The organism is Mesorhizobium sp. Cs1299R1N3 (assembly GCF_037179625.1).
GTDB lineage: Bacteria > Pseudomonadota > Alphaproteobacteria > Rhizobiales > Rhizobiaceae > Mesorhizobium > Mesorhizobium salmacidum.
This window is the reverse complement of the sequence record NZ_JAPYKQ010000014.1, coordinates 24,978-45,387: the sequence shown is the minus strand read 5'-3', so window position 1 is coordinate 45,387 and position 20,410 is coordinate 24,978. Positions and strand designations below refer to the sequence as shown.

Below are 20,410 nucleotides of genomic sequence, written 5' to 3'. Positions count from 1 at the left end.
ATGGCGCCGGGGACCGTGTCGATCCCCGGCGCCGGCCATCACCTATTTCGCGGCATCCAGCGCCAGGTTGAGAGCCAGCACATTGACCGCCGGCTCGCCGAGCACGCCCAACTCCCGGTCCACGACCTGGCTGTCGACGAGCGCCTTGACCTTGGCTTCGTCGACGCCCCTTGCCTTGGCCACGCGCGGAACCTGGAAATAAGCGGCCTCGGGGCTGATCTGCGGATCAAGGCCGCTGCCGGATGTGGTCACCAGGTCCATCGGCACCGGCGCATTCGGATTTTCCGCCTTCAGCTTCCCGGCATCGTCCTTGATGCGCTCGATCAATTTCGGATTGGTCGGGCCGAGGTTGGAGCCGCCCGAGGCGCCGGCATCATAGCCATTGCCCGCCGCCGAAGGCCGTCCGTGAAAATACTTGTCGCTGGCGAAGGCCTGGCCGATCAGTTCGGAGCCGATCACCTTGCCGTCCTTCTCGATCAGGCTGCCATTGGCCTGGCGCGGGAACAGCGCCTGCGCGATGCCAGTCATGCCCAAGGGATAGATGAGCCCGGTCAGCACGGTGAAGAAGGCGATCATGATGATCGCGGGTCTGATTTGCTTGAGCATCGGAATGATCCTTATGCAAGGCCGAGGGCCGTGACGGCCATGTCGATTATCTTGATGCCGACGAACGGCACGACGATGCCGCCGAGGCCGTAGACGAGAAGGTTGCGGCTGAGCAGCGCACCGGCGCCGATCGCCCGGTACTTCACGCCGCGCAACGACAGCGGGATCAGCGCGATGATGATCAGCGCGTTGAAGATGATGGCCGACAGGATGGCGCTCTGCGGTGTCGCAAGGTGCATGATGTTGAGCGCCTGCAACGGGCCGGTGGCCTGGCCTGGCGCGACGTAGAAGACGGCGAACATGGCCGGAATGATGGCAAAATACTTGGCGACGTCATTGGCGATCGAGAAGGTGGTCAGCGATCCGCGCGTCATCAACAGCGCCTTGCCGATCTCGACGATCTCGATGAGCTTGGTCGGATCGCTGTCGAGGTCGACCATGTTGCCGGCCTCGCGGGCGGCGACCGTGCCGGTGTTCATGGCCACGCCGACATCGGCCTGCGCAAGGGCTGGCGCGTCGTTGGTGCCGTCGCCGCACATGGCGACCAGCTTGCCCTTGGCCTGCTCGTCGCGGATCAGCTTCAGCTTGTCCTCGGGCGTTGCCTGGGCGAGGAAGTCGTCGACGCCGGCTTCCGCCGCGATGGCTGCCGCTGTCATCGGATTGTCGCCGGTGATCATCACCGTGCGGATGCCCATGCTGCGCAATTCGGCGAAGCGCTCGCGGATGCCGCCCTTGACGATGTCCTTGAGGTGGACGACGCCGAGCAGCCGCCCGTCCCTCTCGACCGCCAGCGGCGTGCCGCCCGATTTGGCGATCTCGTCAGCGATCGCCTGCAGGTCGCGTACGGTATCGCTTCCGGGCCGTGTGCCATGCGTGGCTGATGTCGGCTGGCTGACATAGGTCAGGATCGAATCGACCGCGCCCTTGCGCACCGAAGAGCCGTCTACGTCGACGCCGCTCATGCGGGTCTGTGCCGTGAAGGGCACGAACGTGGCGTGCAATGTCGCCATGTCGCGGGCACGGATGGCATATTTCTCCTTGGCCAGCACCACGATCGAGCGGCCTTCCGGCGTCTCGTCGGCGAGCGAGGCAAGCTGTGCCGCGTCGGCCAGTTCCTGCTCGCTGACGCCCTTGACCGGGCGGAACTCGGTCGCCTGGCGATTGCCGAGCGTGATGGTGCCGGTCTTGTCGAGCAGCAGCGTGTCGACGTCGCCGGCGGCTTCGACGGCGCGGCCCGACATGGCCAGCACGTTGAAGCGCACCAGGCGGTCCATGCCGGCAATGCCGATGGCCGACAGCAGCGCGCCGATCGTGGTCGGGATAAGGGTCACGAACAGCGCGACGAGCACGGTCACCGAGATATAGCCGCCTGAGTAGGAGGCAAAGCTCGGGATGGTGGCGGTGGCCAGCACGAAGATCAGCGTCATGCCGACGAGCAGGATGTTGAGCGCGATTTCGTTCGGCGTCTTCTGGCGCTCGGCGCCTTCGACCAGCGAGATCATGCGATCGAGGAAAGTATGGCCGGCGGCGGCGGTGATGCGCACGCGGATCCAGTCGGAGAGCACCTGCGTGCCGCCGGTGACCGCCGAGCGATCGCCGCCGGATTCGCGGATGACCGGCGCGGACTCGCCCGTGATCGCCGCCTCGTTGACCGAGGCGACGCCTTCCACCACCTCGCCGTCGGACGGGATGATGTCGCCGGCCTCGACTAGTACGATGTCGCCGACCTTCAAACCGGTGCCGGGCACCAGCTTGAACTTGGTGCGATCCTCGCCTGTCAAAAGCTTGGCCTGGGTTTCGGTGCGCGCCTTGCGCAGCGAATCCGCCTGCGCCTTGCCTCGCCCTTCGGCGACGGCTTCGGCGAAATTGGCAAACAGCACCGTGAACCACAGCCAGATGATGATCTGCAGCGTGAAGCGCAGATCGCCGCCACCGGTGACGAGATCCTTGACGAACAGCACCGATGTCAGCGCCGACACGACGGCGACGACGAACATCACCGGATTGCGGGCCAGCGTGCGCGGATCGAGTTTGCGGAAGGCACCGCCGATGGCGGGCCACAGGATGCCGGCATCCATGATGCTGGCCGATCTTGACTGGCTCATTTTGAAGATCCGGTTTCAATATTGATGTGCGGCACCGATTGGTCGGATGCCGGAAAAAGATGAGGAAGCCCGTAGGCCAGCAGCCAGAGCGCGATCATGGCGGCGGCAAGCCCAAGAAATGTCGACAGGGTCGGGAAAGGAGGCGGCATTCCCTCCTTCCCCGGATCGGCCCGATGCCTGACATTGCGGCGCTTGTTGCTGAACCAGGACATGTCTGCCTCAGAATGTCTGTCCATGAATCGTTGCCAGGTGCTCGACAACAGGTCCGACGGCGAGCGCCGGGAAGAAGGTCAGGCCGCCGACGATGACGATGACGCCGACCAGCAGCCCGACGAACAGCGGGCCGTCGGTCGGGAAGGTGCCGGCCGAGGCGGGCACCGTCTTCTTCGCCGCCAGCCCGCCGGCGATGGCGAGCGCCGGGATGATGACCAGGAAACGGCCCATCAGCATGCCGATGCCGAGCGTGATGTTGTACCAGGGCGTGTTGCCGCCGAGGCCGCCGAAGGCCGAGCCATTATTGGCCGCCGCCGAGGTGTAGGCATAGAGGATTTCGGAAAAGCCGTGCGGCCCGCCATTGGCGATCGACGCGGCCGCGCTCGGCAGCACCACCGCGATGGCGGTGAAGACCAGCATCGCCAGCGGCAGGCACAGGATGGCCAGCATCGCCATCTTGACCTCCTTGGCCTCGATCTTCTTGCCGAGATATTCGGGCGTTCGGCCGACCATCAGGCCGGCGACGAAGACGGCGATCAGGATGAACATCAGCATGCCATAGAAACCGGCGCCGACGCCGCCGACGATGACCTCGCCGAGCTGCATGTTGATGAGCGGGATCATGCCGCCGAGCGCGGTGAAACTGTCATGCATGGCGTTGACCGCGCCGCAGGAGGCCGCCGTGGTGATGACCGCGAACAGCGCCGAGAGCGCGATGCCGAAACGGGTCTCCTTGCCTTCCATGTTACCGCCGTCGATGCCGAGCGCATGGACCAGCGGATTGCCCGCCGCTTCCGCCCAATAGCAGACGGCGACGCCGGCGATGAACAGCACGCCCATGGCGGCCAGGATCGCCCAGCCCTGACGCTGATTGCCGACCATGCGGCCGAAGACGTTGGTCAAGGCAGCGCCGACGACGAAGATCGACAGCATCTGGATCAGGTTGGAGATGGCATCGGGGTTTTCGAATGGATGTGCCGCGTTGGCATTGAAGAACCCGCCGCCATTGGTGCCGAGCATCTTGATGGCGACCTGCGAGGCGACCGGGCCGAGCGCGATCGTCTGCCTGGCGCCCTCCAGCGTGGTGGCGTTGACGTAAGGCCCGAGCGTCTGCGGCATGCCGAGCCAGACATAGACAAGGGTAAGCACGACGCAGAGCGGCAAAAGCACATAGAGCGTGGCGCGCGTCATATCGACCCAGAAATTGCCGATCGATCTTCCGGAAGCGCGGGCAAAGCCTCGGATCAGCGCGATCGCAATGGCAATGCCTGTGGCGGCCGAAACGAAATTCTGGACAGTCAGGCCGGCCATCTGCACGAGGTAGGACATCGTGCTTTCGCCGCCGTAGTTCTGCCAGTTGGTATTGGTCATGAAGCTGGCGGCGGTATTGAAGGCGAGCGCCGGATCGACCGCGCTCATGCCTGCCGGATTGTAAGGCAGGCCGCCCTGCAGGCGCTGCAGCACATAGAGCACCAGGAAGCCTGCCAGGTTGAACAGCAGCAGCGCCACCGCATAGCTGGCCCAGTGCTGTTCCTCGCGCTCGCTGGTTCCGCAAATGCGGTAGAGCCCCTGTTCGAGCGGGCGGAAGATCGGCGAAAGCGGCGTGCGATCACCTTTGAAGACGCGGTGCATGTAGAAGCCGAGCGGCTTCACCAGCAAAACGAGGATCCCGCAATAGAGGAGGATCTGTATCCATCCGTTCATGGTCATGATGTAGCTTCCGTGCGCCGGTGGATTAGAAACGCTCTGGGCGAATGAGGGCGTAGGTGAGGTAGGCGAGCAGGAACAAGGTCACGCCACCACCGAGGATGTAATCGAAAAGCATGACTCGACCCTCCGCTCAGATACTGTCGCAGGCTTTGACGTAGACGAGGGACAGAGCGAAGAACAAAATCCCGATCCCGAGAACAATGACGTCCATGATTGCCTTCCTTGCTTTCACTCGTGTCTTTCGGCCACAATCGAACAGGCCAAAAACGGCTCGCGCTTGTTCGTCGCCTCGATGGCGACGGCATTCAAAGCTTCTGTCGGCGTGTTATATGGACCCGATCGCCATAAAGGTTCGAGACGGGACGGATGGGAAAGAAATAGGAATTTTATAAAGGTTTCGGGGTAGGCGGCGGACCACCGGCGATAGAGGTCGCCTTCGACGACTACCAGCGAGCCACGGTTTGGAGGTGGCATCGATTATCAGGCGGCGTATTGTGAAAGCGGCAAAGGACCATCCCAAGCCAACGCCAGGCGGGAATTGCGGCCTAACGCAGTGACGCGCTGTAGGATGCTGTTGCACGCAGTCGCATCCAATGGCATTTCCGATGACAGGGCTTCTTGGCGGGCAAGGTTTGAAAAATTTTCAAATTACCCAGGAAAATCAAAAGGTTATGGCGGAGAGAGCGGGATTCGAACCCGCGTTACGGTCTCCCGTAAACACACTTTCCAGGCGTGCGCCTTCAACCACTCGGCCACCTCTCCGTCCTTGCATTTTTCGCGTTGGCCGGTTTCGCCGCGCGGGTTGGGGACAATGCAGTCCCTTCAGGGAGGCCGGTACGCGAAATCAGCGCCGTGGGTGCCGCCAACCAGCAAACACCTTCCCTTCGCACCTGAGCCGTCAAAGCAACAGGCGCGGGGCTCATCTAGTCGATCCCGCGCCGAATGCCAAGCCATAACGGCGGTCTATTCGCTTTGCCGGCCACACACAGCTTCGCCAAGCTGCGTCGCACCCGTTTTTCAAGCCGCCGCCGCCCGAATGATGTGCACAGCCATGGCCGTAGGACCGGCCGCGCTTGACTTCGCCGCGGCCCACCTGTCGAGTGAAGCGGAGGCTTTGCGGGGGGCATCGTCCGGAGATGTCTTCAAGCAGTGAAAAACCGGGCGGAACGCCGGACAGTGGACAGGCGCCGACAGGGCACCCGGACAGCGGGCTGTCCTACGTGCCGGTGGGCTGGCTCATCTTCGTCATGGCTTGGTCGGTCTACGGCCTGGCCTCGGCTTGGTGGCTGACCGGCAATTCCGGCCTGCCGGACAGGATCTTCTATTTCCTCCTCGGCGGGCTTGCCGTCGACATCATCACCATTCTGTGGGGACTCTACCTGCTCGGCCTTGCCTTTGGCCGCTCGGCGCGCTTCCCGCGCCACTTCATCATCTGGCAGGTGGCGACCATCATCTGGGTGCTTGCGAGGCTGGCCTATGTGCTTGCCGTGCCCGATTTCGTCTTCTCCGCCAGGAGCTTGCTCATAGGCGGCGCCGAAATCGCCATCGGCCTGCTCTGCATCTATCTGCTGCGCCGCGGCTCCGGCGCCGAAGGCGTCTATGCCAGGCAGCAAGCCGAAGCGCCGTCGGTCTTCGTTTCCATCGTCGCTGCCTTGCTCGGCATCATCCTGGGCGCGGTCATCGGCGCCGTTGGCGGCTTCCTGGCTGGCTCGGTGATCGCCGATGTCGCCGAGGTCAGTTGCTTCGAGGGCGGCTGCGGCTACTTTGCCGCCTTCATCGGCTTGGCCGGACTGGTGGTCGGCGCCATTGCCGGGGGCATTCTTGCCGTCTTGCTCGTTCACCGCCGCCGGCGCGAGCCGGCCGCATAGGGTTCAGCAAGCGCGGGGCTTCAAATTCGCGTATCGCGATTGCGGACAAGCCGCACGCATTCTATTTCTGGTTTCGGGACATGTGCCGGAGGTCTCCTGGTTAGCGTCCAGGAGGGACCGGGGGAGAGCCTTGATGTTTCGCTTCGTCTTTCGTCTTGCAGCCATGGTCGCGCTGTCGGTTTCCGTCATCATGGCGGTGCTCGACACGACGCGCACGGTGGCGGCTTCGGCCCTTGTGCTGACCCCGCTCAACGCGAGCTGGCTGGCCGTCTCGCCGGACACGCGGGCCGCCTTCGAAAGTTTCGTCCGCACCAAGGCCAGTCCGCTGCTGTGGGATGGCGCCATCGCCTGGGTGCTCAACCAGCCGGGCTTTGCCGTATTCGCGGTGCTGGCCTTCCTGCTTTACGCCATCGGCTACCGGCGGCAGCGGCGCACCGGACGGTTCGCGGCGAACTGACCCATCGCCTGCGTCATTCCGGCCGCCTCCCGACAGCTTGCGCGCAAGGATCGGATCGCGGCGCGGCTTGCCCGTGGCGCGCTTTTCCAAAAGGTCAAAATTCCGCGTGAATTTTGTTTCGGGCCGTGCCAGATTGCCCGGGAGCGGGAGGGGAATACACTCCTGGCTGACGTCGTTTGCCGGCCGGAGAACCGGGCAGGCAGGCGGTGCGTAACGGAAAAAAATAACCGACAGGGTGTGGATCACATGAAACGTATCGTTCTCGGCCTCCTGGCCGCAACCGCAATGGTTCTTCCGGCTTTCGCCGCGGATGTCCAGCCGGCCATCCTTTACGATCTGGGCGGCAAATTCGACAAATCCTTCAACGAGGCTGCCTATCACGGCGCCGAGAAGTTCAAGACCGAGACCGGCACCCCTTACGTCGAGTTCGAAGTGTCGAATGCCTCGCAACGCGAGCAGGCGCTGCGCCGCTTCGCCGAGGACGGCCACAACCCGATCGTCATGGCCGGCTTTGCCTGGGAGGATGCTCTGAAGAAGGTCGCGGCCGAATACCCGGACCTCAACTTCGCCATCATCGACGATGCCGTCGACCTGCCCAATGTCCGCTCGCTGGTGTTCAAGGAGAATGAAGGTTCCTATCTCGTCGGCATCATGGCGGCTATGGCGTCGAAGTCGAAGAAGGTTGCCTTCGTCGGCGGCATGGACATCCCGCTGATCCGCAAGTTCGAATGCGGCTATGTCGGCGGCGCCAAGTCGGCCGGCGCGACCGACGTCATCCAGAACATGACTGGTGACACGCCGGCGGCGTGGAACGATCCGGCCAAGGGCGGCGAGATCGCCAAGACGCAGATCGACCAGGGCGCCGACGTTGTATACGCGGCCGCCGGCGGGACCGGCGTTGGCGTGCTGCAGGCAGCGGCCGATGCCGGCAAGCTCGGCATTGGCGTCGATTCCAACCAGAACGGCCTGCAGCCCGGCAAGGTGCTGACCTCGATGCTGAAGCGCGTCGACGTTGCCGTCTACACGGCCTTCATGGACGGCAAGAACGGCACCTTCAAGGGTGGCGTCGAGAATCTCGGCCTCAAGGAAGGTGGCGTCGACTACGCCATGGACGACAACAACAAGGCGCTGGTAACGGCCGAGATGAAGGCAGCGGTCGAAAAGGCCAAGGCCGACATCATCGCCGGCACGGTCAAGGTCCACGACTACACCGCCGACAACGCCTGCCCGTATTGATCGGCGGCGCCATACGGCAATGACTGGAACCGCCGGGCGTTGCCCGGCGGTTTTGCATCGGCCTATAGCTTGCCGGCCAAGTAACCGAGCGCGAAGACCACTATCAGCCCGATGGCAATGACGTACCCACGCCGGCCGCCAGGCGCGTGCACGCCAACGCCGTGTGGTGGCCGGGACAGGCTTCGGATCACTGTCGGTGACCTGGCATCGTTGCCGCCCAGGCCAACGCTGCGCATTTGCGGCAATTCGGCGAGGCGTTGCGTAACCAGCGCCCAATGATTGGCGCCTGCTGGTTTTTCGGCGCGGTCGAAAACATGCATGCGTTCGGCGAGCCGCACCACCGCGTCGCGGAAGGCAGGATCGATCTCGAGATCGCGCTCGGCCCGCTCGCGCTCGACATCGTTCATCAAGCCGAGCACATAGTCGCCGGCCCTTGCGATGCGGTCGCTTTCACCGGCCATGGCCAGGACCCTCCCCTTTTGCTCACCAGTGTGGCGGTTTGGTCACTGGCACGTCCGGTGCCGCCTGCTCTTCGAGCGCCAGGAAGCGGTCGGTCAGCGCATCGAGCTTGCGTTGCATGCGTTCGATCACCTTCCACTGCTCGGCGATCTGGCCCGACAGTTCCTCGATGGTCTTTTCCTGCTCGGCGGCGCGGATTTCCAGCGTCGTCAGCCGGTCGGTGGGCATGATCATGCAAAGTCCTCAGTTTTGTACCGCGACACCTTGCGCCGCAATGTCAAATCGACCTCGCCATATTAGCGAATGCGAGAGCTTCGGCCACGTTCGAAATTGACAAGAGCGCGGGGATTTGTCGAGAGTGGAGGCTGCTCCGGACAATTGGCACGGGCGGAGCGTCATGCTAGGCGTCTTGACCAAGCGATAAAAAATAAGAGTGGGACGGGCTGCATGGCGCAAGCCGCAATCGAACTGATCGGCATCAACAAGAGTTTTGGCGCGGTGCGCGCCAACCGCGACATCAATCTGGAGATCGCGCGCGGCACCATCCACGGCATCGTCGGCGAGAACGGCGCCGGCAAGTCGACGCTGATGTCGATCCTCTATGGTTTCTACCAGGCCGACAGCGGCGAGATTCGTGTCGGCGGCCAGCCGGCGTCGATCAAGACTCCCAACGACGCGATCGCGCTCGGCATCGGCATGGTGCACCAGCATTTCATGCTCGTCGACAATTTCTCGGTGCTGGAGAACATCATCCTCGGCGCCGAAACCGATGCGCTTCTGAAGAGCAGCATCGCCAAGGCGCGCTCCGAGCTTGACCGGCTGGAGCGCGAATACGGGCTGGAAGTCGATCCCGATGCGATCATCGAGGAACTGCCGGTCGGCCTGCAGCAGCGTGTCGAAATCCTGAAGGCGCTTTATCGCGGCGCCGAAATCCTGATCCTCGACGAACCGACGGGCGTTTTGACGCCGGCCGAGGCCGACCACCTGTTCCGCATCCTCAGGCAATTGAAGGAACAGGGAAAGACGGTGGTGCTGATCACCCACAAGCTGCGCGAGATCATGGCCATCACCGACACCGTGTCGGTGATGCGTCAGGGCACGATGGTGGCGACCAGGGAGACCAGGAAAACCACTGTCGAGGAACTGGCGGAACTGATGGTCGGGCGGCGCGTGCTGCTGAGGGTCGAAAAGGGCGAGGCCGAAGCCGGTGCCGTCAAGCTCGTGGTCAAGAACCTGACGGTCAGGGATTCCCGCGGCGTCACCATGGTCGACGACGTCTCGTTCGATTTGCGCGCCGGCGAGATCGTCGGCATCGCCGGCGTCGCCGGCAACGGCCAATCCGAACTGCTCGAGGCGATTTCCGGCATCAGGCATGCCGTTTCCGGTTCCGTGATGCTCGAGGGCAAGCCGATCGATCTCACCGGCAAGGCCGATCCCGGCGAATTGCGCGACCGCGGCCTCGCCCACGTGCCGGAAGACCGCCACCATGTCGGGCTGGTGCTGGCCTTCGAGGAGAACGAGAATTCCATCCTCGGCTACCATGACGATCCCCGCTACCTCAAAGGACCGTTCCTCAGCGTCGATGCCATCATGGCCGATGCCAGGGACAAGATCGAAAAATACGACATCCGTCCCGGCAATCCGCGCCTGAAGACCGCCAATTTCTCCGGCGGCAACCAGCAGAAGATCGTGCTCGCACGTGAAATCGAACAGGACCCGGGCGTGCTGATCGTCGGCCAGCCGACGCGCGGCGTCGATGTCGGCGCCATCGAATTCATCCACAAGCGCCTGATCGCCATGCGCGACCAGGGCAAGGCGGTGCTGGTGGTCTCGGTCGAGCTCGACGAGATCCGTTCGCTTTCCGACCGCATTCTGGTGATGTTTGCCGGCCGCATCGTCGGCGAGCGCGGCCCCGACGCAACCGAAGGCGAGCTTGGCTTGCTGATGGCCGGTGTCGAACATCAGGAGGCCGCGCAATGAGCACGCCTTACGCCAAATTGCCGGCCTGGGCCGACTATGGGCTGATCCCGCTGATCAACCTGTCGGTCGCCTTCATCGTCGCCGGCTTCGTCGTCATGCTGGTCGGCGAAAACCCGTTCCGCGCCGCCGTCATCCTGATCGAAGGCGCCTTCGGCAAGGGAACAGGCATCGCCTTCACCCTGTTCTATGCCACGACCTTCATATTCACCGGGCTTTCCGTGGCGGTGGCGGCGCATTGCGGCCTGTTCAACATTGGCACTGAGGGACAGGCCTACATCGCCGGCCTCGGCATCGCCATCGTCTGTCTTTCCTTCGACAGCACGCTGCCCTGGTGGCTGACATTTCCGCTGGCCATCGTCGCTTCGGCGCTTGTGGGCGCATCGTGGGCGCTGATCCCCGCCTACCTGCAGGCCAGGCGCGGCTCGCACATCGTCATCACGACGATCATGTTCAACTTCATCGCTGCCTCGATCATGGTCTACCTGCTGGTCGGTCCGTTGAAGCCGGCGGGGTCGCAGGCGCCACAGACGCGCAACTTCCTCGCCGGCGCGGAACTGCCGAAGCTCAACTGGATCATCGAACTGTTCGGCGCCAAGATCCGCTCGGCGCCTCTCAACATCTGCTTCCTGCTGGCGCTGGTGATGGCCTTCCTGGTCTGGCTGCTGATCTGGCGCACCAGGCTCGGCTACGAGATGCGCACCTATGGCCACAGCCCGAAGGCGGCCCGCTATGCCGGCATTTCGGAAACCCGCATCATCATTACAGCGATGATGATCTCGGGCGCGCTGGCCGGCATGATGGCGCTCAATCCGGTGATGGGCGACCAGCACAATGTCGCGATCGACTTCGTTTCGGGCGCCGGTTTCGTCGGTATCGCCGTGGCGCTGATGGGCCGCCTGCATCCGGTCGGCATCGTGCTGGCGGCGATCCTGTTCGGCATGCTCTACCAGGGCGGTGCCGAACTCGCCTTCGAGATGCCGGCGATCAGCCGCGACATGATCGTCATCATTCAAGGGTTGGTCATCCTCTTCGCCGGCGCGCTGGAGCACATGTTCAGGCCCTATATCCAGGCTCTGTTCGCTTCGTTCAGCCCGAAATCGGTGGGCATGCAGGCGGTCACCGGGAAGGGTGCCTGAAATGGATATCTTCAACGCAATCATCCAGGTGCTGGACTCGACCATCCGCCTGTCGGTGCCGCTGCTGCTTGCCTGCCTCGCCGGCCTCTATTCGGAGCGGGCCGGCATTTTCGACATCGGCCTCGAAGGCAAGATGCTGGTCGGCGCCTTCGCGGGTGCTGCCGCGGCTTCCGTGTTCCATTCGGCGCTCATCGGTCTCGGCATGGCGATCCTGATCTCTGTCGCCTTCGCGCTGGTGCACGGCTTTGCCTCGATCACCCATCGCGGCAACCAGATCGTTTCGGGCGTGGCGATCAACTTCGTCGCCGCCGGATCGACCATCATCCTCGGCCAGGCCTGGTTCCAGCAGGGCGGCCGCACGCCGGCGCTGCAACCGGGCGAGCGGTTCGAGGCGATCATCTGGCCTGGCGTCGACGCAGCCAGGGACGTGCCTGTCATCGGTCCGATCTATGCCGAACTGATCTCCGGCCACTCGATCCTTGTCTATTTCGCCTTTGCGATGGTGCCGTTCACCTGGTGGATGCTGTTTCGCACGCGCTTCGGTCTCCGGCTGCGCGCGGTCGGCGAAAATCCGGCCGCGGTCGACACCGCCGGCATCTCGGTCGCCTGGCTGCGCTACCGCGCGCTGATCTGCACCGGTATCCTCACCGGCGTCGCCGGCGCCTATCTGTCGATGGTGCAGAATGGTGGCTTCGTGAAAGACATGACCGCCGGCAAGGGCTACATCGCGCTGGCCGCGCTGATCTTCGCCAAATGGAAGCCGGTCAACGCCATGTTCGCCTGCTTGCTGTTCGGTTTCCTCGACGCGGCGTCGATCCGCCTGCAGGGGACACCGCTACCCATTGTCGGCAAGGTGTCGGTGCAGTTCATGCAGGCCCTGCCTTATGTGCTGACCGTCATCCTGCTCGCCGGCTTCATCGGCAAGGCCATACCGCCGCGCGCCGGCGGCGTGCCCTACGTCAAGGAACGCTAGCGGTCGACAGTTCGGCGCAGACGAAGCACCGGGTTTTGGACACGATCATCGGAGAAAACAACTGAATGTCGCATGATCTGTTCGAAGCGGCCAAGGCCGCCATGGCCAAGGCCTATGCGCCCTACTCGAAATTCCCGGTGGGTGCCGCTTTGCGCACCGAGGACGGACGCATCTTCACCGGCGCCAACATCGAGGTCGCCTCTTATCCCGAGGGCTGGTGCGCCGAGACCACCGCGCTTGGCCACTACATCATGGGCGGCGGTGGCAAGATCGTGGAAATCGCCGTCCTCGCCGAACGCATGGCCAAATGCTCGCCTTGTGGCGGCTGCCGCCAGCGGCTGGCCGAATTCTGCCGTCCGGAAACGAAGCTCTATCTGTGCGATGCTACGGGCGTCGCAGAAACAGTCACGATGGGCGACATGCTGCCCTATGGTTTTCGCGGCGATATTCTCAAATGAAAAGCTGGCTCAAAATGAAAAGCTGGCTCAAATGAAACGTAGGCCGAGATGACGGAAAAGGCGCTGGACCATCTTATCGAAAGGCTCGACGGCCTGGCGCCGTCGACCGCGCTGGTGCTGGGTTCGGGCCTGGGCGGCCTGGTCGACCGGATCGAGAATCCCATCCGCGTCTCCTATGCCGACCTGCCCGGCTTTCCCCGGAGCGGTGTCAGCGGCCATGCCGGCGAAGTGGTGGCCGGGCTGTTTGCCGGCGTTCCGGTGCTGATGCTGTCCGGCCGCGCCCACTACTACGAGCATGGCGTTGCGGCGGCGATGCGGCCGGTGCTGGAAGTGCTTGCCGGCATCGGCATCACGAAACTGATCCTCACCAACGCAGCCGGCTCGGTCGATCCCGATATGCCACCGGGCTCGGTGATGCTGCTCACCGACCACATCAATTTCTCCGGCACCAATCCGCTGATCGGCGAGCCGAGCGACCGCCGGTTCGTCGGCCTCACCGAAGCTTATGATGCCGGCATCCGCGACGCGATCGAACGCGCGGCGAAGGCGACCGGCACAGCGCTGCACAAGGGCGTCTATATGTGGTTCTCGGGCCCCTGCTTCGAGACGCCGGCCGAAATCCGCATGGCGCGCATCATGGGCGCCAATGCCGTCGGCATGTCGACCGTGCCGGAAGTCATTCTCGCCCGCTTTCTCGGCCTGCGCGTCGCCGCCTGCTCGGTCATCACCAACCTGGCCGCCGGCATGACCGGCGCCGAGCTTTCGCACCAGGAAACCAAGGACATGGCGCCGGTTGGCGGTTCGCGGCTCGCAACGGTGCTGCAGCGCGTGTTCCGTGACGGGCTGCTGGAGAGCTGATGCTTCCGCAGGAAATCATCCGTCAAAAGCGCGACGGCCATAGGCTGGCGCCTCACGAAATCGCCGCCTTCATCGACGGCGTGACGTCGGGCACCGTAACCGATGGCCAGGTCGCGGCCTTCGCCATGGCGGTATTCTTCAACGGTATGAACCGCGACGAGGCCGTGGCGATGACGCTTGCCATGCGTGATTCCGGCGACGTGCTCGACTGGTCGGATTTGCCGGGCCCCGTCGCCGACAAACATTCGACGGGCGGTGTCGGCGACAATGTCTCGCTGATGCTGGCGCCGATCGTCGCCGCCTGCGGTGCCTATGTGCCGATGATCTCGGGCCGAGGTCTCGGCCATACCGGCGGCACGCTGGACAAGATGGATGCCATTCCCGGCTACATCAGCCAGCCCGACATCGCGCTGTTCCGCAAGGCGGTGCTGGAAACAGGCTGCGCCATCATCGGCCAAACCGCCGATCTGGCACCTGCCGATCGCCGGCTCTACGCCATCCGCGACGTCACCGGAACCGTGGAATCGGTGCCGTTGATCACCGCATCGATCCTGTCGAAGAAGCTCGCGGCAGGCCTGCAATCGCTGGTGCTCGACGTCAAGGTCGGCAATGGCGCCTTCATGGAGAAATCCCGCGATGCGACCGCGCTCGCCAACAGTCTGGTCGAGGTCGCCAGCGGCGCCGGGCTGAAGGTCTCGGCGCTGATCACCGGCATGAACGAGCCGCTGGCCTCGGCCGCCGGCAATGCCGTCGAGGTGCGCAACGCCGTCGATTTCCTGACCGGCCGCTTGCGCGACCGGCGGCTGGAGGACGTGACGCTGGCGCTTGCCGCTGAAATGCTGCAGTCGGCGGGGTTGGTATCGTCCAACCAGGACGGGATGCGCCGCGCCACCGAGACGCTCGCCAGCGGCCGCGCCGCCGTCACCTTCGCGCGCATGGTGACCGTGCTTGGCGGCCCCGCGGATTTCATCGAGAAGTCGGAAAAGTACCTGCCCGGGGCGGCAACGGAATTCGCGGTCAAGGCGACGACGGACGGTTTCGTTACCGGCATTGCCACCCGCGACATCGGCCTCGCGGTGGTCGGGCTGGGCGGCGGGCGCACACGGCCCGACGACAAGGTCGACCCCGCGGTCGGCATCACCAGGCTGCTGCCCATAGGCGCGGAAGTAAACGCCGGAGATGCGCTGGCGCTGATCCACGCCCGCTCGCCGTCCGATGCCGAAGCGGCCGCCGCGGCCGTGCTTTCAGCCTATGCGATCGGTGCTTCGAAGCCGGTCGCCGACAAGTCGGTCATCCGGCGGATTCTGCCGCGCGGCTGAGTGGACCCTACTGAACCAGCAGCAATGTGCCGTTCTCGGCCTGGTATTTGCCGAGCCGGCTGAGAAAACTCATGCCGATCAGATTGGTGCGCAGTGCCTTGTCGTCGAGCACGATCGCCTGCACACCGTCGACGCTGATGCTGCCGATCTGCAGGCGGTCGATCATCACCACGGCTGCCTTGATAACGCCGTTGGCGGTGCTGACCTCATGACTGAAATCGGAAGGATTGAGCGACAGCCCGATCCTGCGCGCCGTCGACGTATTGACCGCCACCAGCGTCGCGCCGGTGTCGATCATGCCGTCAACCTGACGGCCGTTGAGCTTGAAGGTGGACGAGAAGTGTCCGCGCCCGTCAGCCGCAACCACGACCTTGCGGCCGGTCGGCAGCGGCGCCACCGGTTTGCCGGGAACGGACGCCAGACTGACCTCGGGTTGCGTCTCGGTCCCGGGCTTGGCCGTCACCGCCGATTTCAGCAGATCTTCGAATATTCGCGGATTTGACTGGTAGACAACCGGGATCGATGCCGACGCACCGGCGAAGACGCTGAGAATGAGAAGCTTGCGCAGCATGGATCGGCCTTTGTGAAAGCTGATTCATTAGCGCTGGATGGTGTTTGCCGCTTTAACCGGCCCGAAAACCGCGTCTTTTCGTAAACGATTGGTAAATCATACCAAGCACTTGGTATTACTTCGTCCCGTACATGCGGTCGCCGGCGTCGCCGAGGCCAGGCATGATGTAGCCCTTCTCGTTGAGCTGGCGATCGATGGACGCGGTGAAGACTGGAACATCCGGGTGCGCCTTGGTAAAGCGCTCGATGCCTTCGGGCGCCGCCAGCAGGCACAGGAAGCGGATATTGGTGGCGCCGCGCTCCTTCAACTTGTCGATCGCCGCGATCGCCGAATTGGCTGTCGCCAGCATCGGGTCGACGACGATGACCAGCCGGTCGCCGAGGTCGCTCGGCGCCTTGAAGAAATACTCGACAGCCTCCAGCGTCTCGTGATCGCGGTAGAGGCCGACATGGGCGACGCGGGCCGCCGGCACCAGGTCGAGCAGGCCTTCGAGCAAGCCGTTGCCGGCGCGCAGCACCGAGGCGAAGACCAGCTTCTTGCCCTCCAGCGTCGGGGCCTCCATCGTCTCCATGGGCGTTTCGATCGTTGTCGTCGTCAGTTCGAGATTACGGGTGACCTCATAGCCGAGCAGCAGCGAAATCTCACGCAACAGCCGCCGGAAGCCGGCCGTCGAGGTCTCCTTCTTGCGCATGATGGTCAGCTTGTGCTGGACAAGCGGATGGTCGACGACGGTGACGCCCTTCATGATGTTCTCCTGATGCGGTGTCGCCCGAAACCGCGCGCATGGGTCCTTTCGGACGTGTCGCGCGTCAAGCTGCTTGGGCGAACCCTAGCGGTATTGGACCGGCCAAGGAACCGCTTGGCCCGCATCGACCACAGCTTTGTCGGAAGAAATCAGCGAGCGGCACTGTTCAGCCGGGCAAGAAGCGCCGCTTTGATCTTGCGGTCGACGAAAGCCGCCTCGATGGCCGTCCTGGTGACCGCGGCGAGCGCTTTCTCATTCATCGCGAAATGCTCCGCCGCAATGTCGTATTCGCGCTTCAGCGAGGTCCAGAAATAGGGTGGGTCGTCGGAGTTGAGCGTCACCTTGCAGCCCGCCGCCTGCAGGGCCGGAAACGGATGGTCGGCGAAACTGTCGAAGACCTTGAGCGCGATGTTGGAACCGGGGCAGCACTCCAGCACGACGCCCTCGTCAGCGATGCGCCGGACAAGGTCGGGATTTTCGATGGCGCGCACGCCATGGCCGATGCGCGACGGGCGGATATGGTCGAGTGCCGCCTGGACAGTCTCCCAGCCCGTCAGTTCGCCGGCATGGACGGTGATGCCGAGCCCGGCCTCCCGCGCGATCTCGAAAGCCCTGACATAGTCTTCCATGTCGCCCGTGCGCTCGTCGCCGGCGACGCCGAAACCGGTGACCAGCGGATGGCCGCAGCGCGCCGCGAAGCGTGCCGCCCGCTCGATCGATTCGACGCCGACATGGCGCACGCCGGTGACGATCATGCGGCCCTCTATGCCGGTCTTGGCCTTGGCGCGCAGCATGCCTTCGCCGAGCGCATCGGTGTAGGCCTTGGGCGACAGCCCGGCTTTCGTCGCGTGGTCCGGCGAGGTGAACACCTCGGAGTAGATTGCCCCGTCGCGGGCCAGGCTGGTCAGATAATGGTCGGCCAGCCGCGCGTAATCCTCCTCGGTCCGGAACAGGTCGGCGGAAAAATCATAGGCCGCGAGAAAGGAGGTGAAATCCTGCCAGACGAAGGACCCGTTCTGGATATAGGGCGAGGTATCCTTGCCGTATTTCTGCGCCTGGCGGATGACGAGATCTGGCGCCGCTGCCCCTTCGATGTGGCAGTGCAGTTCCGCTTTCAAAGGCATTCAAACATCCCGTCGGTCAGTCCAGGTCTTGAAAACCCACCACCTGGAAGCGCGGCTGAACACCGCGCCTTAAACAATAGCGCCCGCATCATCGATCGGCTATGGTCCCGCCGGTTTTATGACGGATCAAAAAAATGTCAGTTGAGAGAACCACGGCCGCCGGCGGCATGGAAACCTCCTATGGTTTCAAGCGTGTAGGGGAAGGCGAGAAGCAGTCCCTGGTCAACGATGTTTTCCGCAAGGTCGCCAATCGCTACGACCTGATGAACGACCTGATGTCAGGCGGCCTGCACCGGCTGTGGAAGGATGCCATGGTCGCCTGGCTCAATCCGCCCAAGCGCTCGGGCTGGCGTGTACTCGATGTTGCCGGCGGCACCGGCGACATCGCCTTCCGCATCGTCGATGCCAGCCATGGCCACGCCCATGCCACCGTGCTCGACATCAACGGCTCGATGCTCGCTGTCGGCCGTGACAGGGCCGAAAAGAAGGGCCTGTCCGGCAACACCGATTTCGTCGAGGCCAACGCCGAGGAACTGCCCTTCCCTGACGCCAGCTTCGACGCCTACACCATCGCGTTCGGCATTCGCAACGTCCCGCATATCGACGGGGCCCTGGACGAGGCGTTCCGCGTGCTGAAGCCCGGCGGCCGCTTCCTGTGCCTGGAGTTTTCCGAGGTCGAGATGCCGTTGCTCGACAAGGTCTACGAAGCCTGGTCGTTCAATGCCATTCCCAGGATCGGCAAATTGGTCACCGGCGACGGCGAGCCCTATTCCTATCTGGTCGAATCGATCGCGAAATTCCCCAATCAGCAAAACTTCGCGGCGATGATTTCCCGCGCCGGCTTTGATCGCGTCTCCTTCCGCAACTATTCAGGCGGCATAGCGGCCCTGCATTCGGGCTGGAAGCTTTGACGCCGTCGCCCATCTCCAACACGCGACGTGCCTTGCGCCAGTTCGATGAACCGGTGGGGCGGACGCGGCCATGAGCACCGTCAGCGCGGGGTTCCGGCTCGTACGGGCCGGTTGGGTGCTGGTGCGCGAGGGCGTCGTCGCTGCCTTGCCCGGCGAGGAACTGTCCGGCCTGCCGAAATTCGGCTGGCGGCTGGCGCGGCTGTTCACCCGCCGCCGCGCGCTTGCCTATGAGCGTAGCGATCGGCTGGCCAAGGCAGTGGTCCGGCTCGGGCCTTCCTATGTCAAGCTTGGCCAGTTCCTGGCGACGCGGCCCGATGTCGTCGGCAACGACATGGCGCTCGATCTCGCCATGCTGCAGGACAAGATGCACACCTTCCCGACGGCCGAGGCGGTCGCGGCGATCGAAGCCTCGCTCGGGCGCAAGCTCGGCGATCTCTACAAGCAATTCGGCGATCCGGTCGCCGCCGCCTCCATCGCTCAGGTCCATGCCGCTGAAACCGTCGATGGTGGCGTCGCCAGGAAGGTGGCGGTCAAGGTCATCCGGCCAGGCGTGCGCCGCCGCTTCTTCCAGGACCTCGAAAGCTATTTCCTCGCCGCCCGCTTGCAGGAAAAATACATACCATCGTCGCGCCGGCTGAGGCCGGTCGAAGTAACCGAGACGCTGGCGCAGACCACCAGGATCGAGATGGACCTGCGCCTCGAGGCGGCCGCGCTCTCGGAACTTGGCCAAAGCACCAGGGAAGACCCTGGCTTTCGCGTCCCTTCGGTGGACTGGGAACGCACCGGTCGCGACGTGCTGACCATGGAATGGGTCGACGGCGTCAAGATGAACGATATCGCCAGCCTGCAAAGCGCCGGCCATGACCTGAAGGCGATCGCCGCCAATCTCATCCAATCCTTCCTGCGCCATACGCTGCGCGACGGCTTCTTCCACGCCGACATGCATCCGGGCAATCTGTTCGTCGAGGCAAACGGCACCATCGTCGCCGTCGATCTCGGCATTGCCGGACGCCTCGGCAAGAAGGAGCGCCGCTTCCTCGCCGAGATCCTCTACGGCTTCATCACACGCGACTATCTGCGCGTCGCCGAGGTGCATTTCGAGGCCGGCTATGTGCCGCGCCAGCACAACGTCTCCTCCTTCGCGCAGGCGATCCGTGCGATCGGCGAGCCGATCCACGGCCAGCCGGCCGAAACCATTTCCATGGCCAAGCTTTTGACGCTGCTGTTCGAGGTGACCGAACTCTTCGACATGGCGACACGACCTGAATTGATCCTGCTGCAGAAAACGATGGTGGTGGTCGAGGGCGTGGCGCGCACGCTCGATCCGGCTTTCAACATGTGGAGGACCGCCGAGCCAGTAGTCAGTGGCTGGATAGCCGGTAACCTCGGGCCGCGCGGCTTGCTGACCGACGCACGCGACGGCGGCAAGGCGATGCTGGCGCTGATCCGCCAGGCGCCGGAACTCGCGGCCCGTACGGAACGGCTGTCGCGAGAGATCGACCTGATGGCCGAGCACGGCCTGCGCTTCGATGAGGCGACCGCCCGCGCCATCGGCAAGGCCGAGGCACGCTACAGCCGTTCTGGCCGTGTGGCGCTGTGGGTGATCGCGCTGACGCTGGTCTATATCGCCTGGAAGCTTCTTTAGGCCCCGCCGTCGCTCCGAGGCCTGCGGCTTGCGGCA

Annotated in this window: 21 protein-coding genes and 1 tRNA gene; 11 read left to right on the top strand and 11 right to left on the bottom strand. The window is 63.9% G+C overall.

The window, feature by feature from the left end; translation table 11 throughout:
• Positions 1 to 42: 42 nt before the first annotated feature.
• The 6 genes from kdpC to O7B34_RS24560 all read right to left on the bottom strand — a co-directional run bounded on the left by kdpC (position 43) and on the right by O7B34_RS24560 (position 5,396).
• Positions 43 to 606: a potassium-transporting ATPase subunit KdpC gene (gene kdpC / locus O7B34_RS24585; protein ID WP_337148485.1), complete on the bottom strand. Its 564-nt coding sequence runs from the start codon at positions 604 to 606 to the stop codon at positions 43 to 45.
• Between the two features lie 11 nt (positions 607 to 617).
• On the bottom strand, positions 618 to 2,711 hold the full coding sequence (kdpB, locus tag O7B34_RS24580) for a potassium-transporting ATPase subunit KdpB (RefSeq protein ID WP_337148484.1): 2,094 nt from the start codon (positions 2,709 to 2,711) through the stop codon (positions 618 to 620).
• Entirely contained in the window at positions 2,708 to 2,923 is a 216-nt protein-coding gene (locus tag O7B34_RS24575; protein WP_337148483.1) for a hypothetical protein, read from the bottom strand. Before O7B34_RS24575 ends, kdpB begins: the two co-directional genes overlap by 4 nt.
• A gap of 7 nt (positions 2,924 to 2,930) precedes the next feature.
• The gene (kdpA, locus tag O7B34_RS24570) at positions 2,931 to 4,634 is read right to left on the bottom strand and encodes a potassium-transporting ATPase subunit KdpA (protein WP_337148482.1); all 1,704 of its coding nucleotides are present in this window, start codon (positions 4,632 to 4,634) and stop codon (positions 2,931 to 2,933) included.
• Positions 4,635 to 4,659: 25 nt separating this feature from the next.
• Positions 4,660 to 4,749: a K(+)-transporting ATPase subunit F gene (kdpF, locus tag O7B34_RS24565; protein WP_032919213.1), complete on the bottom strand. Its 90-nt coding sequence runs from the start codon at positions 4,747 to 4,749 to the stop codon at positions 4,660 to 4,662.
• Between the two features lie 557 nt (positions 4,750 to 5,306).
• A tRNA-Ser gene (locus O7B34_RS24560) sits at positions 5,307 to 5,396 on the bottom strand.
• Positions 5,397 to 5,770: 374 nt separating this feature from the next.
• Between O7B34_RS24560 and O7B34_RS24555 the strand changes: the two genes are divergently transcribed.
• The 3 genes from O7B34_RS24555 (at position 5,771) to O7B34_RS24545 (ending at position 8,195) form a co-directional block, all read left to right on the top strand.
• Positions 5,771 to 6,502 carry a hypothetical protein gene (locus O7B34_RS24555; RefSeq protein WP_337138776.1) on the top strand — a complete coding sequence of 244 codons (732 nt, stop codon included), beginning with the start codon at positions 5,771 to 5,773 and terminating at the stop codon, positions 6,500 to 6,502.
• A gap of 133 nt (positions 6,503 to 6,635) precedes the next feature.
• Positions 6,636 to 6,959 (top strand): hypothetical protein, encoded by a 324-nt coding sequence (locus O7B34_RS24550; protein WP_027142997.1) that lies wholly within the window; start codon positions 6,636 to 6,638, stop codon positions 6,957 to 6,959.
• A 246-nt stretch (positions 6,960 to 7,205) separates the two neighbouring features.
• Positions 7,206 to 8,195, top strand: coding sequence for a BMP family lipoprotein (locus tag O7B34_RS24545; protein ID WP_140502920.1), 990 nt, complete (start codon positions 7,206 to 7,208; stop codon positions 8,193 to 8,195).
• Between the two features lie 62 nt (positions 8,196 to 8,257).
• Here O7B34_RS24545 and O7B34_RS24540 read toward each other — a convergent pair whose 3' ends face one another.
• A complete protein-coding gene (locus O7B34_RS24540) occupies positions 8,258 to 8,656 on the bottom strand; it encodes a hypothetical protein (protein ID WP_337148480.1) in 399 nt (132 codons plus the stop codon).
• A gap of 22 nt (positions 8,657 to 8,678) precedes the next feature.
• Positions 8,679 to 8,885 (bottom strand): SlyX family protein, encoded by a 207-nt coding sequence (locus tag O7B34_RS24535; RefSeq protein ID WP_181165827.1) that lies wholly within the window; start codon positions 8,883 to 8,885, stop codon positions 8,679 to 8,681.
• Positions 8,886 to 9,101: 216 nt separating this feature from the next.
• Here O7B34_RS24535 and O7B34_RS24530 point away from each other — a divergent pair, with 216 nt between their 5' ends.
• The 6 genes from O7B34_RS24530 (at position 9,102) to deoA (ending at position 15,378) form a co-directional block, all read left to right on the top strand.
• Positions 9,102 to 10,634 carry an ABC transporter ATP-binding protein gene (locus O7B34_RS24530; RefSeq protein WP_337148478.1) on the top strand — a complete coding sequence of 511 codons (1,533 nt, stop codon included), beginning with the start codon at positions 9,102 to 9,104 and terminating at the stop codon, positions 10,632 to 10,634.
• On the top strand, positions 10,631 to 11,770 hold the full coding sequence (locus O7B34_RS24525; RefSeq protein ID WP_337148477.1) for an ABC transporter permease: 1,140 nt from the start codon (positions 10,631 to 10,633) through the stop codon (positions 11,768 to 11,770). Before O7B34_RS24530 ends, O7B34_RS24525 begins: the two co-directional genes overlap by 4 nt.
• Before the next feature lies 1 nt (position 11,771).
• Positions 11,772 to 12,743, top strand: coding sequence for an ABC transporter permease (locus tag O7B34_RS24520; RefSeq protein ID WP_337148476.1), 972 nt, complete (start codon positions 11,772 to 11,774; stop codon positions 12,741 to 12,743).
• 65 nt (positions 12,744 to 12,808) lie between these two features.
• Positions 12,809 to 13,201, top strand: coding sequence for a cytidine deaminase (gene cdd, locus O7B34_RS24515; protein ID WP_337148475.1), 393 nt, complete (start codon positions 12,809 to 12,811; stop codon positions 13,199 to 13,201).
• Positions 13,202 to 13,249: 48 nt separating this feature from the next.
• Positions 13,250 to 14,059 (top strand): purine-nucleoside phosphorylase, encoded by an 810-nt coding sequence (locus tag O7B34_RS24510; protein WP_337138782.1) that lies wholly within the window; start codon positions 13,250 to 13,252, stop codon positions 14,057 to 14,059.
• Positions 14,059 to 15,378 carry a thymidine phosphorylase gene (gene deoA, locus O7B34_RS24505; protein ID WP_337148474.1) on the top strand — a complete coding sequence of 440 codons (1,320 nt, stop codon included), beginning with the start codon at positions 14,059 to 14,061 and terminating at the stop codon, positions 15,376 to 15,378. The genes O7B34_RS24510 and deoA overlap by 1 nt, the downstream gene beginning before the upstream one ends.
• Positions 15,379 to 15,385: 7 nt before the next feature.
• Here the strand turns inward: deoA and O7B34_RS24500 are convergent, their stop codons facing one another.
• The 3 genes from O7B34_RS24500 to O7B34_RS24490 all read right to left on the bottom strand — a co-directional run bounded on the left by O7B34_RS24500 (position 15,386) and on the right by O7B34_RS24490 (position 17,818).
• Positions 15,386 to 15,949 carry a TIGR02281 family clan AA aspartic protease gene (locus O7B34_RS24500; protein WP_337148473.1) on the bottom strand — a complete coding sequence of 188 codons (564 nt, stop codon included), beginning with the start codon at positions 15,947 to 15,949 and terminating at the stop codon, positions 15,386 to 15,388.
• A 115-nt stretch (positions 15,950 to 16,064) separates the two neighbouring features.
• Positions 16,065 to 16,694 carry a uracil phosphoribosyltransferase gene (upp, locus tag O7B34_RS24495; protein WP_027143010.1) on the bottom strand — a complete coding sequence of 210 codons (630 nt, stop codon included), beginning with the start codon at positions 16,692 to 16,694 and terminating at the stop codon, positions 16,065 to 16,067.
• A 149-nt stretch (positions 16,695 to 16,843) separates the two neighbouring features.
• Positions 16,844 to 17,818: an adenosine deaminase gene (locus O7B34_RS24490; protein WP_337148472.1), complete on the bottom strand. Its 975-nt coding sequence runs from the start codon at positions 17,816 to 17,818 to the stop codon at positions 16,844 to 16,846.
• A gap of 134 nt (positions 17,819 to 17,952) precedes the next feature.
• Here O7B34_RS24490 and ubiE point away from each other — a divergent pair, with 134 nt between their 5' ends.
• Positions 17,953 to 18,729, top strand: a complete 777-nt coding sequence (ubiE, locus tag O7B34_RS24485) for a bifunctional demethylmenaquinone methyltransferase/2-methoxy-6-polyprenyl-1,4-benzoquinol methylase UbiE (RefSeq protein ID WP_337148470.1) — start codon at positions 17,953 to 17,955, stop codon at positions 18,727 to 18,729.
• Between the two features lie 70 nt (positions 18,730 to 18,799).
• Positions 18,800 to 20,374, top strand: a complete 1,575-nt coding sequence (ubiB, locus tag O7B34_RS24480; protein ID WP_337148469.1) for a 2-polyprenylphenol 6-hydroxylase — start codon at positions 18,800 to 18,802, stop codon at positions 20,372 to 20,374.
• Positions 20,375 to 20,410: the final 36 nt, after the last annotated feature.